This window comes from Ruegeria marisflavi (genome assembly GCF_025673445.1).
Classification (GTDB): Bacteria; Pseudomonadota; Alphaproteobacteria; order Rhodobacterales; family Rhodobacteraceae; genus Ruegeria_B; species Ruegeria_B marisflavi.
In genome coordinates this window covers 1-13,657 of sequence record NZ_JAOVQN010000018.1, presented here as the reverse complement: position 1 = coordinate 13,657, position 13,657 = coordinate 1, and the positions used below count along the sequence as shown (strand labels likewise).

The following is a 13,657-nucleotide window of genomic DNA, read 5'->3' as shown; positions in this document are numbered from 1 at the left end:
GCCTCCGCAGTCGGAATGATTAGAACAGGGGGTCGGCGCCGCGGCCGCCTTCGTCCTCTGCCGGGGCGTACATGTTGATTTCCATGCCGCAGTTCACTTCGCGAGTCTTGGGTGCTGTCCAGGCCATTTTTCACCTCCACTGGCTGGTTGTCTCACCTCAGACTAGCCCAGCATCCCTCTCGGGCATATTCTCCTTTGGTCTTAGGGCAGAGGCTGGCGGATGGACTGGGACACCGAGGACAGAAAGGACCGCAGGGCTTCGGCCGCGACGGGTTTGTGGAACAACTGCCAACCCTGCCTGGCGCAGGTCTCGATGATCGTGGGGGTTCGCGACGCCGTGATGACGCAGGACGGCACAGCACCGATTTGCGTCTCGATCCGGGCCAGGACATCGGTCCCCAACGCGCCGCTGTCCAGTTGCCAGTCCGCGATGATCGCATCCGGCAGGATACCTTCGGTGCCGATGAGGTCCATTGCCTCGTCGCCGCTTGCGACCGGCAGGACACAGACATCCCAGGCTTCCATGGCAACCGTCATGGCATTGCGCAAATCGCGGTCGTTTTCGATCAGCAGCACGATCAGCCCGCCAAGGCCGGTTTCATTCCTGCTGCTGTTGCGGTTCGAAACCAGCCCGCTGAAATCAGGTGCGTGCGAGATCGCAAGCTCGACCAGGAATCCCGACCCGCGATCGACGGTCGAGACAAGGTCCAGAGGGTGCCCCAGCAGGGCACAGGCCCGTTCAACGATGGCCAGCCCCAGCCCCATTCCCTCGGCGGCCGAGGCGGCGGATTCCAGGCGTTGGAACTCACGAAAGATGATGTCGCGCTGTTCCGGGGCGATGCCGGGGCCGGTATCCCAGATTTCGAGCCGCACCGAATGCGCCCTGTGCCGCACGCCGACCAGGATCTTGCCGCGCGATGTGTAGCGGATCGCGTTGCCGATCAGGTTCTGAGCGATGCGGCGCAGGTAGGTGTAATCCGACAGAACAACTGCGTCGGTCGGAACCACCCGCAGATCCAGCCCCTTGGCCCGCGCCGTCGGTCCCAGTTCCTCGGCCAGTTGGGCCAGGATATGGCCCAGCGAGACCGGCGCGCGATGGACTTCGGCCTTGCCTGAATCCAGCGTCGAGATGTCCAGCAGCGCCTCGAGTATCGTCTCGACGCTATCCAGCGAGCGGCGCGCTTTTTCGGCGATCACATGGGTCTGGTCCGGGTTCTGGCCCGGCTCGATCGACGCGATATAGAGCTTGGCCGCCGACAGCGGTTGTAACAGGTCATGGCTGGCCGCCGCGACGAACCGAGATTTCGACGCATTCGCCCGCTCCGCCTCGGACAGGGCATCGGCCAGTTCCAGCGTGCGCTCGGCCACCCGCGCCTCGAGCATTTCATTGGCCTGCTGGATTGCCCGCACGGCTGCCCGTTCCGCCGAAACATCGCTGAAGGAGATCACGAACCCCTTGTCCGGCATCTCCTGTGCGTGAACCGACAGGGTCTTGTTCTGCCCCTGCCAGATCTCGAAACTGATTGCAGGGCGGGTTTCGGTCGATGTCACCCACGCCCGAATATCTTCTTGTGTGATGCCGCTGGAATAGGACGAAACCTGTGCGAATCCCTCGAACAGCGAAAAGAACCCCATCCCCATCGAGAACTTGCGCACGGGGATCGATAGCATCTCGCCCACGCGCTGATTCCAGCCGGCCAGACGCGCCTGGTTGTTGAAGATGCAGACACCCTGGTCGAGATGCTCCAGAGTGGCGCGGATCAGCCGCGCCTGATCGTCCAGCATCCGTTCGCGTTCCAGCCGCTCCAGCCGCATGATGTCGCTGATATCGGTTTGCAGGATCACTGTGCCGCCGTCCGGGGTTCGGTGCTCGCTGACCTGAACCCAGCGGCTTCCCACGATCCGCACGTTGAAGATGACATGGTCGTCCTGGTGACGGCGCATCCGTCCCTCGGCCCACTGTGTCGAGGTCATGTTCTCGGGCAGCGACAGGTAACGCGAACCACTGACAAGATCGACATACTGGCGGAACGAGATGCCGGGGCGAAACCCGTCGCGGATATCGGGCATGTGCAGGCCAAAGCGCGAGTTGCACATCACCAGCCGCTCGTCGGGATCGAACAGCGCAAATCCTTCCTGCACCGTCTCGATCGCGTTGGCCAGGTTCGAACGGGCCTCTTCCGTGGCGCGGTTGGCTTCGGCCAGACGGGCGTTCGAGTCGTTGAGCAGGTCCAGCGCCCGCTCCAGATCCCGGGTCCGGTTGCGGACCTCCTCCTCCAGCAGGGCGGCGCGTTCGAACTGTGCATAGGCGGCCCCGGACGCGTCCACCGCTTGCTCGACCCGGCGCATCAGGGCGGCGTTGATCTTGGTCAATTTCTCGATCTGCCGTTCCGGCGTGTCGTTGGGATTGATCAGGGACGCGGTCATGCCGGTTCAAACCTCTTCGGGCGGATAGATCGCAACTCCGGTCAGTGTCTGGTTGACATGCATGGAATTGAACTGTTCGCCATAGGTCGAAAAGCCGACAACCTTGTTTGCGCGCAGGATTTCCGAAAGCTTGTTGATCACCTGGTTCTCCTGGGCTTCCAGCCGGCGCAGCAGGCAGTCGCAGCCCAGAATGACAGCGGGCGCGCCATCCCTCGACAATCGCGCCATTTCCTCGCCCAGGTGCTCGGGCATGTCGCGGGTATGGGCCAGCGTCAGGACCAGCCCTTCGTCTATGGCCGAAAAGAACACCAGATCGCCGTTCTCGGCCACTCGCTGGATCGACCGGACGTGATGCTGGCCGCCGATGCGTACTACGACCGGATGCGCCGCGAAGGTAAACGTGGTCAACTGCTCGGGGTCCTTGCCCAGAATGCGCGCGTATTCACGCGCGGCGGGTTCGGCGTTGATCTCATGCACTGTGCGGCGCACCGGGTCTGCGCCCGTCACGACCATGCGCTGCTCGGACGGGATCAGGTGATCGGTCTTGAACACCTGGATCGGGCAGCGGGTGCGCACCTGCATCAGCACCGCCGCATCGCTGTGCGCCTGACCTTCGTGGAATACCAGGGTCTTTTGAAAGGTCTCGCCATCCCCTGCGGACCCCCCGAACATCTGGACTGGGCCCAAACCCATGGCAAGATCGGAGGCCAGCTTGTCCTCCAGCGTGGACAGGCCATCGACCAGAAGGAAGTTGAACTCGTACCGCCAATCCGGGCGCGAGGCCGCCAGATCGTTGCGCGTCTGGATCATTCGGTCGACCATCGACTGGACGTCATAGTCGGACAACTTAGCGATAATCCCGGTTTCGATCCGAAAATTCTCTTTGGGAAATCCGATAGCCACGATTTCGCCTTCGGTATATCCCTCGGCCGAAATCTCGCCCGCGGTGGTGCAGCCGACGACCCGTATCCCGGGCAGGGCTTCGGCCGCATCCTTGAGAACCTGGCGCGCGTCGGCCTCGGGGCTGACAAACAGAATTACCAGCTCCAGATCGCCATCGTCGATCCTGTCCGCCAGCACGCGAAGCGATTCGGGAACGTCATGCCGAACCGAAGCGGTGCGCAAAACCGCCCGCCCGGCCTGTGCCTCCGGTTCAGGACCTTGCGTTAGGTCCAATGGCTCCTCCCTGGTAACCTGCTAGGCAGGTTACGCGTGTTTCCATCACTCTGACAAGAAACTCGAAAAACTGGTTTTCTTGGCGATAAGCACCGCCTGCGTGCGGCTTTGAACGCCCAGTTTGCGCATGATCGCGGTGACATGCGCCTTGACCGTTGTCTCGGCAATCGACAGGTCATAGGCAATCTGCTTGTTCAGCTTGCCCTCACACACAAGCTGCAAGATCCGGGCCTGCTGGTTGGTCAGCGCCGAAAGCCGCTCGATCGCGTCGTCGACGGCGGGGCCTTCTGCATCCTCTCTGGCAAGCTTCTGATACCCATCGGGGACAAAGACCTCGCCCTGTGCCACCCTTTCGACGGCGATGCGGAACACATCGCGCTGGGAATGCTTGGGAACAAAACCAGAGGCGCCCGCACTGACAACCCCGGATATCACCCGGCTGTCGGTCAATGAGGAAACCACGATCACCGGCGCCTTGGCCGCGGTGCGCATCCTCACCACGCCCTCCAACCCGTCCACGTCCGGCAGGTTGAGGTCTAGAATGATGAGATCCGGCTTGCCCTTGCTGACCAGAAACCCCAGCGCGTCTTCAAGCCGCGATTCCGTATCCACCTTGCGAATGCCCGATACCGCTTGCAGCGTCATCGACAGCGCATCGCAGAACAGCGGATGATCGTCGACGATCAATGCCGAGGAGAAAGTACGCGCCGCAGGGGCGGAAGCTGGGATCTGCATGGGACTGGCCATAGGTCTGTTCATATCCCGAGTGTACCAAGGCGAGGCGGAATGACCATTGGCCAAAGGTCGAATGTTCGGATTTTCAGCGGGCAAAAGGAAACGCGCGCCTCGGTCGGCGCGCGGTCCTGTTCTTTTTTCGCGTGTGGCTCAGTTGGCCGCAGCAAGCTGCTTGGGCAGCTTGAAGGTCCAGAGCGTGCCGCCCTGGTTGAGATAGTTGACCTTCTTGGCGACCTCGCCCCCCCAGAGCGGCACCGCGCCACCCCAGCCGGAGATGACCGAGACATATTGCTCGCCGCCCATCTCCCAGGTGACCGGCTGGCCCACGATACCCGAGCCGGTCTGGAACGACCACAGGATCTCGCCTGTCTCGTCGTCAAAGGCGATGAACTTGCCCTCGGGCGTACCGGTGAACACCAGCCCGCCGGCAGTGGTCATCACGCCGGCCCAGAGCGGGGCGTCGTTCTTGAACTCCCACTTCACCTCGCCGGTATCCGGGTCGATTGCCTTAAGGCTGCCGATATGGTCCTCGTAGTTGGGCTTGATGGTAAAGCCCGCGCCCATATAGGCCGCGCCCTTCTTGTAGGTGGTCGGCTCGTTCCAGATGTCCATGCCCCATTCGTTCGAGGGCACATAGAAGTTGCCGGTCTTCTGGCTGAAGGCCATCGGCATCCAGTTCTTGCCACCCAGGAACGAGGGAGAGGCAAAGATCACTTCGCCCTTGGCGCCATCGGCCGCCGCTGCCGGGTTGCCCGGACGGTTGTCTTCGTTGAAGATCGGGCGGCCGTTCTCATCCAGGCCCGAAGCCCAGGTGATATCCTTGACGAACGGTGCGCCGCGCACGAACTTGCCATCCTCGCGATTCAACACGTAGAAGAACCCGTTGCGGTCGGCGGTGGCCCAGCGCTTGTTGCCGTCGCGGTCGGTATAGGCCACGACCTCGTTCACACCGTCATAGTCCCAACCCTCGCGCGGGGTGGTCTGGAAATGCCACTTGATCTCGCCGTTGTCGGGGTTGATGCCGATACGGCTGGCGGCATAGAGGTTGTCGCCCTTGCCGGAATTGTCCTGGCCCGCGTCGCGCAGCCAGCTGTTCCAGGGGGCGGGGTTGCCCGCGCCAAAGACCAGCGTGTCGGTTTCGGCGTCATAAGAGCCGCCCAGCCAGGTGGCGCCGCCGCCTGTCTTCCACATGTCGCCCGGCCAGCTGGCGTTCAGCGTGCCGGTCATGGTGCTTTCCTGGCCCTTGAACGTGCCCATGTGGCCCTCGATCACCGGACGGGTCCAGACCATCTCACCGGTTTCGGCGTCGCGCGCCTGTACCTCGCCCACGATGCCGAACTCACCGCCCGAGTTGCCGGTGATCACCAGCCCCTTCACGATCAGCGGCGCGGCGGTATAGGAGTAACCTGCCTTGTAATCGGCGATCTTCTTGTTCCAGACGACATCGCCGGTTTTCAGATCCAGCGCCACGATACGGGCGTCGAGCGTGCCGAAATAGATCTTGTCGCCATAGATGGCGCCGCCCCGGTTGATCACGTCGCAACAGGGCAGGATCCCTTCGGGCAGGCGGGCATCGTATTGCCAGAGCTCTTCGCCGGTATTGACGTCGATGGCATACATCCGGCTGTAAGAGCCGGTGATATACATCACCCCGTCATGGATCAGCGGCTGGGTTTCCTGCCCGCGCTGCTTCTCTCCACCCAGGCTGAAGGCCCAGGCGGGCATCAGGTTCTTGACGTTGCTTTTGTTGAGCGTGTCGAGCGGGCTGTAGCGTTGCAGGTTGCGCCCCATCCCGTTGGTCAGCACGCTGGTGGTGATTGCCTGGTCGTTGGCCAGGTCCTCTTCGGTGACACCGGCGGCCAGTGCGCCGGACTGCCAGCCAGCGGCCGCGATCAGCCCTGCGGCTGCGGCCATGACAAAACGATTCATCATTATCCTCCCTTGCATCCTCTCCTAGCCGGATCAACCCGAGAGACCGGGCGTTTGGCTGTCCGGCATTATTGGAACGAACGGGTTCGCGGGAAATTGAACAAAGGTCGTAGGGTCAGCTTGGGGCGGTTACTCGGCGGGCGAAAAGGCACGGCCGATGTGCGTGTTTCGGTCGTCAAGTGCGCTCTCAAAAGTTTAAGTGGCGCGCAAATTATGACTTGTAGTGATCTGATATAAAGTGGAAAAATAAATTGCGCCGGCGCCTTTTGGCGCCGACCGTTTCGCGCATGTCAGTCCGAGATCTTCTTTGGATCGCGTTGCGAGATACTGCCCAGATAGGCCAGGATAAAATCCTGCACGGTGCGGTCTTCGATCCCGACGTGGCGCATCTTGGTGCCGGGCATAAAGCCGCTGTTGTCTTCCATCCAGGCGCGCAGGGCCGCCGGAGTCCAGACGATGCCCGAAGCTTCGAGCGCGATGGAATAATCATAGTCGGGATAGGTGCCCGCACCGCGCCCGACCACGTTTTCCAGCGGCGGGCCATAGCTGTCATGAGTGGTGTCCGACGCATGGCAGCGGCGGCATTCGGCATCGAACAGGGCGGCACCGGCGCCGATCTTGATCTGGTCGAACTTGGTATCGGCAAAGCCGGGAGTTGCCAGCAGCAAGGCGGCAAGCGCGAAAGGAACGGATTTCATCTGACTCTCCTGAATGAAGTCTCCGCCAAGGCGGTCCGTGTCGCGCGTTTCCGTCCCGACCCATAGCAACAGGGGCCGGAACTTTCCTTTGTTCTTTGGTCGTAGCTCGGCACTCAGCCCTTGCGCCGCAGCAGGCCACGCGCCGGGTCATAGCCCCAGACCGCCAGGACAAAGAAGATCGCCCCGGCCAGAACGGTCCAGCCAAGCGCCGGGCCGTTGAACTGGCCATAAAGGGCAAAGCGAATGAACTCGACCGAGTGGGTAAACGGGTTCACGGCGCAGATGTCCCGCAACACTGTCGAGCTTTCGGCCATCTTCCACAGCGGGTAGAGCGCGGTGGACAGAAAGAACATTGGGAAGATCACAAAGTTCATCACCCCGGCGAAATTCTCCAACTGCTTGATCAGCGAGGACAGCGCCAACCCCAGCGCGCCCAGCATGATGCCCGCCCCCGCCAGCGCGGGCAGCACCGCCAGATAGCCCACCAGGGGCATGCGGATGCCAAATGCCGCCGCCACGGCCAGAAACGTATAGGCTTGCAGGATCGAGATTGCCGTCGATGCCACCAACCGGCAAAAAAGCAGCCACCAGCGCGGCAGCGGTGCGGTCAGCAACAGCCGCATCGAACCCATCTCGCGGTCATAGACCAGGCTCAGGCTGGATTGCATGCCGTTGAACAGCAGGATCATGCCGCACAACCCCGGCACGATGTAGACCTCGTAGGTGATATAGGTCTGATAGGGCGGTGCGATCGACAGGCCCAGGGCCGCCCGGAACCCCGCCGCAAAGACCAGAAGCCAGATCAGCGGCCGCACCAGCGCCGCCACGAACCGGCCCCGTTGCCGGACGAACCGCTGCGCCTCGCGCAGGACGATGGCGTTGAGTGCGATAACAGCATGCCTCATGGCGGGCCTGCGGTCTGTTTCAGGAAATGATCCCGCAACCCTTGCGAGCCGCGCAGTTCACCGGCCAGACCCTCCTGCAACAGCCGCCCGTGATGCAGAATCAGCAGGTGGTCGCTGTCCTCGATCTCGTCGGTCAGATGCGTGGCCCAGAGCACGGTCAGTCCGCTGTCGCGCGAGAGGTCGTGTACATGATCGGTGATCGCCTTGCGGCTGGCTGCATCCAGTCCCACGGTCGGCTCGTCCAACAGCAGAACCGATGGCGCGTGGATCAGACAGCGCGCGATCTCGGTCCGGCGCCGGTGGCCGCCGTTCAGGTCGCGCGCACGCTCCTGCGCGCGCTCGGCCATGCCCAACCGTTCCAGCGCCGCGTCGATGCGGCTGCTCGCTTCGCGCCCGGACAGCCCGTGCAGCGCCGCGAAATAGCTGAGATTGCGCCGCACCGTCAGGTCGAGATCCAGCGTGGGCTGTTGAAACACGACACCGATCCGAGCCAGCGCCGCGCGCGGATTGCGCGCCAGATCGTGACCGGCAATTTCGATTCCGCCGTCGCGCGCCGTGAAAAGCCGCGTCAGAAGGGAAAACAAGGTCGATTTACCGGCCCCGTTCGGCCCCAGGAGCGCCGCGAACCGGCCCGGCCCGACGTCAAAGCTCACGTCGTCCAGCGCCCGCCGGGACCCGTAGCTGTAGCTCAGGTTGCGGACCGTCAATCCTGTCACTTGATGGTGATCTCCAGCCTTTGGGTGTCGCCGGTGCTGCCCGGCACTTTCAGGTAATACTGCCCCGGCTTGATCGCGACAAACCCAATCTCCATCACGCCCGCCTCGTCAAACTCGATCGAATCGAGCCCCAGCGGGCGAATTTCCAGCCCCTCGACCACGATCTCGTCGATCCAGATGGCGCGAAAGAACTCGGGCCCGACCAGGCCAAGCTCCTGGCTGCCGTCACCCTGGATCTCGAACTCGTAATAGGAGCCCGAACGCAACTCCCACGGCGCCTCGGACAGCGGCTCCCCAGCCGAGAGGATGATTGGCGACAGGTCCTCCTTGTTCGAGGCCGACAGGATACCGGCCAGGCCATAGCCACGGTTGTCACCATCCGCGAGGGCAGGGGCAGCCACGACACAGGTAAGGGCAAGAGCGCAAAGCAGGCGTCTGATCATCGGCTGTCCTTTCGTTACGGGCGCAAAGCGGCGCCCCAGGGGAACCGCCCGACCTTGATGGTTTTGACAGGTGCGCGCCGGGCGACGTCGATCACAGTCACATCCCCCGAAACGCCATTGGTGGTGAAGAGGAGCGATTTGTCGCTGTTGAACGCCATATGCCAGACTCGGCGGCCCACCAGGATGTACTCTTCGACCTCATAGGTGGCGGTATCCACCACCGCGACATGGTTCGACGGCCCCAGCGCGACGAAGGCGGTCTTTTCGTCCGCCGTCACCTCGAAACCTACCGGCTGCACCCGGTCCGGGTGCACACCACGGATGTCAAAGCCAATCTTGGCCTTCTCGGTCTGGGTGGCGACGTCGAACACGGTCACGGTGCCACCGATTTCCGAGCTGACCCACAATTCGGCCCCGTCATGCAGGAACTCGGCATGGCGCGGGCGGGCATCGACCAGCGTATTGGCGAACAGCGCATGAGTCTCGGTGTCGATCCAATGCGCCATGTTGGTGGTCTCGGATGTGGTGATCACGATCCGTCCGTCCGGGCTGACCGCCATGCCCTCGGGCTCGATACCCACGTCGATCTGCGCCACCACCGTGCGGCTCTGGGTATCGACCACGGTTGTCACCGCGTCATCCTCGTTGGCGATCCACAGATGGCGGTCGTCGGGGTGCAGCACGAATTGTTCCGGGTCCTCGCCCGAGGGCAGGTCAAACAGAATCTGCCCGGTCTCGGGGTCCATCACCTGCACCGTGTCACTGTCGGACGCACAGATATAGACCCGGCTGAAATCGTGGGAAAAAGTGATCCCGCGCGGCCGCTCTCCAGTGGGGATGCTGCGTGTCACCTCCAGGGTGGCGACATCGATCACGCTGATCGTGTCATCCTTTTCATTGGTCACCCAGATCTCTTCGGCGGCAAGGGGGGCGGCAAGGGATAGCGACAAGAAGAGGGGGGCAAGCCTCATGGTTCACTCCTGAAAGGCGGTGCAGCGGGATTCGGGCGCATCAAGGCCCAATGTGTCGAGTTCGTTGCGCTGGTGCAGGAAGCCCTCGACCGGGGCCTGCATCACCACCGCGCGGTCGGTGACCAGCGGAATGGGCTGGCGCAACTGGCCATTCCAGGTGCGAAAGCTCATCGGGCGGCCCTTGAACCCGGCCAGTTCAAAGGCATCGGACAGGATATAGGCGCGCAAGGTTGCGGGATCGGCGCTGTTGGTGCGGGTCACCGCCTCGCCCAACACCCGCATGGCGGCCCAGGCGGCATAGTCGCGGTCGCGCATGTCGCGCCGGGTGAGTTTTTGGAACCGCGATTGCAACTGCGCCGCGCCCCATTGTTCAACCACCCGCGACCAGGCCACGGGCACCAGCCCCTCGGACCCGGCGACGGGACGCGGCAGCCAGGTGTTATAGGCGATGTAGCGGCCAAAATCCCCTGTCTCATCCGCTACCAGCAGCACGTCATGCTCGGGCAGGTCCTGAGTGAACAGCGGCACCTCCTGGCTGGCGTTGCGCCGCATGTCGGCATCAAAACGCCACTCGCGTTCCCCCACCAGCTTCAGCCCGAATTTCTGTGCCGAGCGTCGCAGGGCATCGGCAAAGGCGCGGTCCACCGCATGTTCGCCCGCGACCAGCGCAAGCCTGGCAAAACGCTTGCGAAGAAGCACCTGCATCAGCGCATCCGCCCGCATCGCGTCGGATGGGAGGGTATGGAACAGGTTCGCCCGACAATCGGCATCCCGCAACCGCGTGTCGGGCGCGGAGACGTTGAAGATCATCGCGCCCGCCGCCTCGGGAAGGTCGATCACCCGCAGGAGATCCTCGGCGGGGGCATCGAGTAGCAGGAATGGGGACGCGGTCAACAGGCCTCGCGCCGCCGCCAGCAGGTCGCCGCCCGGGGCGATCTCGGCAACCTCCAGAGCATAGGTATGCCCCAGAAACCGGCCGCTGCTCTGGTTGTCGGCCAGGCCCAGTTGCGCGCCATCCACGCCTTGCGTCTCCGGTACCGGGTCGAGGTTCGACAGGACCGCAGGCGCCTCGATCCCCTGTTTCAGGTATCCGGCAGACAAAGTCACCTCGGCCTGCGCCGCCAGCGACATCAGCCCAAACACCAAACCGGCGGCGCATCTCGCAAGCTGTTTCATCGGTCCTGTCCTCTCCCAAAGGAAAGCTAGTCCCCCGGTGCGTCCCACGCCTATTCGACCAAAGTCCCAATTCCCCGGTGGATCAAACCAAGGTCGAATACCGGCAAGGGAAATCAGGGGCTATCACCGACCCCGAGTGAGGATACTGGAGGAACCAAGATGCTTGACGCAATCAAGGTCAGCGCAATCGCGATGGTGCTGGGGGCGGGCACGGCCTGGGCGCATGGCGACGTCGCGCCGCAGCCCGTCAACACCGACGCCCTGCCGGATGTGGGCGAGGAATGGCTGATCGAGAACCCCTATCGGGCCGAGGCCGCAGGCGAAGAGGTTTGGCGGGCTGCGATCACGATCGGAGACTCGGGCTACAACCAGAACTGCGCGCGCTGCCATGGGCTGGGCGTCGTCTCCGGCGGTTTGGCGCCGGACCTGCGCTATCTCGAGGCTGCCGAATATGGTGATGAATGGTTCGTGGAACGGTTCCGTGACGGCTATACCCAGAACGGCACCACCAAGATGCCCGCCTTTGGCGAGCTTCTGGGGCAAAAGGCGGCCTGGGCCATCCGCACCTATATCGAGACCCGACCAGATGACGGGGCGCTCGACGAGTACAACCCGCGGCTCAAGGAAATCCGCGATGTGCTTGCCGCCGGTGGCGGCGATATGTCGGCCCTCTCCGAGGAGCTGTGGCAGATCGCCGGCAAGGTCGGGACCGCGTCGGGCGCGCCGGTCGCCGACAGCGCGGCCTCGCGCGCAGCTGAACTGATCTCGGGCGCCAGCCCGGATTTCACCGGCGCGGCCGAGGCGTTGACCATCGGCCTGTCGGCCGCGCACTGACGGGCGGTCGCGGATGATCGGACAGCGCGTCTTTCTGGGCTTGATGCTGATCGGGCTTGCGGGCCCGGCCCTGGCTGAAACGCGCTGTTCGGACGTGGTACCGCAGGCCCGGCCACAGAACACCGCCCGGGATATCGTCGGCGCCGACCTCGACCAGATTCAAGAGCGGGGCTGGATCGAATTCGCGGTCTACGAGGACTTCCCGCCCTGGAGCTGGGCGGAAAACGGCAAGCCCCGCGGCGTCGATATCGAGATCGGCCGCCTGATCGCCGAAAGCCTCGGGGTCAAAGCGCGCTTCAACCTGGTCGCCGCCGGAGAGAACCTCGATGCCGATCTGCGCAACTGGGTCTGGAAAGGGCCGGTCGTCGGCGGCAGGGTGGCCAATGTCATGCTGCATGTCCCTTATGACAGCACCTATGCCTGCCGGGTGGATCAGGTCGTGTTCACCGGCCAGTACCATGTCGAGAAAGTGGCAATCGCCTATCGGACCGATGCCTATCCCGAGGAAAAGCCGGTTCCGGCCTATTTCCGCTTCGATACGGTGGCGGTCGAGAACGACTCTATTTCGGATTTCTACCTGACCTCCTTTCCGGGCGGGCAGCTGGGCGGCAACATCCACCGCTATCCCGACATGGCGGCGGCGATGGCGGGGCTGGCAGCGGGCGAGACCAAGGCCGCCATGGGTCCGCTGGCCCAGCTCGAATTCGGCACCGCCGAGGGGATCGGGGTGCATACGCCGCCACTGCCCGGCTTTGGCGTCGGCAGCTGGACGGTCGGGGTGGCTGTGCATTTCGCCTATCGCCCGCTGGCTTATGCGGTGGACGATGCGATCCTGACCGGAATTCAGGACGGGAGGATCGCCCGGATCTTTCAGACCCACGGGCTGACATTCTCGGCCCCCGAGCTGCGCTAGATCGGGCGCATCTACACCCAAGGTCGAATGGAACAATCAGGCCGCGGCGCATAGCGTAGGCCATAACAGACGGAGACGGAACGACATGGAACTGAGCGACTCCAAGGTGATTGCGGCCGATCGGGCCACGGTTTGGGCCGCACTGCTGTCCCCCGAAGTGCTGAAGGATTGCGTGCCGGGCTGCCAGGAGATGTCCGGCAATGCCGCGGACGGGTTCGAGGCGACCGTGGTGCAAAAGGTCGGCCCGGTAAAGGCGACCTTCAAGGGCGCGGTTGTCCTGTCGGATATGGTGGAACCCGAAAGTCTGACGCTCTCGGGCGAGGGCAAGGGCGGCGCCGCCGGATTTGCCAAGGGCGCCGCAAATGTGCGGCTCGAAGAGAACGCGGACGGCTCCACGATCCTGCACTATCTCGTCGAGGCCAAGGTCGGCGGCAAGCTGGCGCAACTGGGCAGCCGCATCATCGACGGGTTCGCCCGCAAGATGGCGGATCAGTTCTTCACCCGCTTTCAGGAGGTGGTTGAGGGGCCGGGCGAGCCCGATGGCAATGCGCCGGATACGGCGCCGGATGGTGAAAAGAAGAAAGGCTGGTTCAAACGCGTGATTGGCGGTTGAGCCGGGCAAAGGCATCTCGAAGGGAGGAAGGAATGGCTTCAATTTCGATGACTGTGAACGGTCGTGCTGTTGTAGGTACGGTTGAGGGTCGTGAGTTGTTGAGTGGATTTTTGCGGGATCA

General features: G+C 63.2%; 14 protein-coding genes. 3 read left to right on the top strand and 11 right to left on the bottom strand.

The annotated features are described in order from the left end of the window. Positions 1-19: 19 nt before the first annotated feature. From pqqA to OEZ49_RS16435, 11 genes are all read right to left on the bottom strand, one after another. Positions 20-127: a pyrroloquinoline quinone precursor peptide PqqA gene (gene pqqA, locus OEZ49_RS16485; RefSeq protein WP_263389343.1), complete on the bottom strand. Its 108-nt coding sequence runs from the start codon at positions 125-127 to the stop codon at positions 20-22. 74 nt (positions 128-201) lie between these two features. Continuing rightward, positions 202-2,427 (bottom strand): hybrid sensor histidine kinase/response regulator, encoded by a 2,226-nt coding sequence (locus OEZ49_RS16480; RefSeq protein WP_263389342.1) that lies wholly within the window; start codon positions 2,425-2,427, stop codon positions 202-204. 6 nt (positions 2,428-2,433) lie between these two features. Further along, positions 2,434-3,603: an FIST N-terminal domain-containing protein gene (locus OEZ49_RS16475; protein WP_263389341.1), complete on the bottom strand. Its 1,170-nt coding sequence runs from the start codon at positions 3,601-3,603 to the stop codon at positions 2,434-2,436. A 45-nt stretch (positions 3,604-3,648) separates the two neighbouring features. Next, positions 3,649-4,338 (bottom strand): LuxR C-terminal-related transcriptional regulator, encoded by a 690-nt coding sequence (locus OEZ49_RS16470; protein WP_263389340.1) that lies wholly within the window; start codon positions 4,336-4,338, stop codon positions 3,649-3,651. 150 nt (positions 4,339-4,488) lie between these two features. Further along, positions 4,489-6,267: a PQQ-dependent methanol/ethanol family dehydrogenase gene (locus OEZ49_RS16465; protein ID WP_263389339.1), complete on the bottom strand. Its 1,779-nt coding sequence runs from the start codon at positions 6,265-6,267 to the stop codon at positions 4,489-4,491. Positions 6,268-6,557: 290 nt separating this feature from the next. Next, entirely contained in the window at positions 6,558-6,965 is a 408-nt protein-coding gene (locus OEZ49_RS16460; RefSeq protein WP_263389338.1) for a c-type cytochrome, read from the bottom strand. Positions 6,966-7,078: 113 nt separating this feature from the next. Continuing rightward, positions 7,079-7,870, bottom strand: a complete 792-nt coding sequence (locus OEZ49_RS16455) for an ABC transporter permease (protein WP_263389337.1) — start codon at positions 7,868-7,870, stop codon at positions 7,079-7,081. Further along, a complete protein-coding gene (locus OEZ49_RS16450; protein WP_263389336.1) occupies positions 7,867-8,586 on the bottom strand; it encodes an ABC transporter ATP-binding protein in 720 nt (239 codons plus the stop codon). The genes OEZ49_RS16455 and OEZ49_RS16450 overlap by 4 nt, the downstream gene beginning before the upstream one ends. Continuing rightward, complete coding sequence (locus tag OEZ49_RS16445; RefSeq protein WP_263389335.1) at positions 8,583-9,029, bottom strand: cupredoxin domain-containing protein; 447 nt, start codon at positions 9,027-9,029, stop codon at positions 8,583-8,585. The genes OEZ49_RS16450 and OEZ49_RS16445 overlap by 4 nt, the downstream gene beginning before the upstream one ends. 14 nt (positions 9,030-9,043) lie before the next feature. Next, positions 9,044-10,000 carry a YVTN family beta-propeller repeat protein gene (locus OEZ49_RS16440; protein WP_263389334.1) on the bottom strand — a complete coding sequence of 319 codons (957 nt, stop codon included), beginning with the start codon at positions 9,998-10,000 and terminating at the stop codon, positions 9,044-9,046. A gap of 3 nt (positions 10,001-10,003) precedes the next feature. Continuing rightward, complete coding sequence (locus tag OEZ49_RS16435; protein ID WP_263389333.1) at positions 10,004-11,176, bottom strand: ABC transporter substrate-binding protein; 1,173 nt, start codon at positions 11,174-11,176, stop codon at positions 10,004-10,006. Between the two features lie 159 nt (positions 11,177-11,335). On the opposite strand from OEZ49_RS16435, the gene pedF reads away from it, so the two are divergent. From pedF to OEZ49_RS16420, 3 genes are all read left to right on the top strand, one after another. Continuing rightward, on the top strand, positions 11,336-12,010 hold the full coding sequence (gene pedF, locus OEZ49_RS16430) for a cytochrome c-550 PedF (RefSeq protein ID WP_263389332.1): 675 nt from the start codon (positions 11,336-11,338) through the stop codon (positions 12,008-12,010). Between the two features lie 13 nt (positions 12,011-12,023). Then, positions 12,024-12,923, top strand: a complete 900-nt coding sequence (locus OEZ49_RS16425; protein ID WP_263389331.1) for a substrate-binding periplasmic protein — start codon at positions 12,024-12,026, stop codon at positions 12,921-12,923. An 85-nt stretch (positions 12,924-13,008) separates the two neighbouring features. Then, positions 13,009-13,536: a CoxG family protein gene (locus tag OEZ49_RS16420; protein WP_263389330.1), complete on the top strand. Its 528-nt coding sequence runs from the start codon at positions 13,009-13,011 to the stop codon at positions 13,534-13,536. The last annotated feature ends 121 nt before the right edge of the window (positions 13,537-13,657 follow it).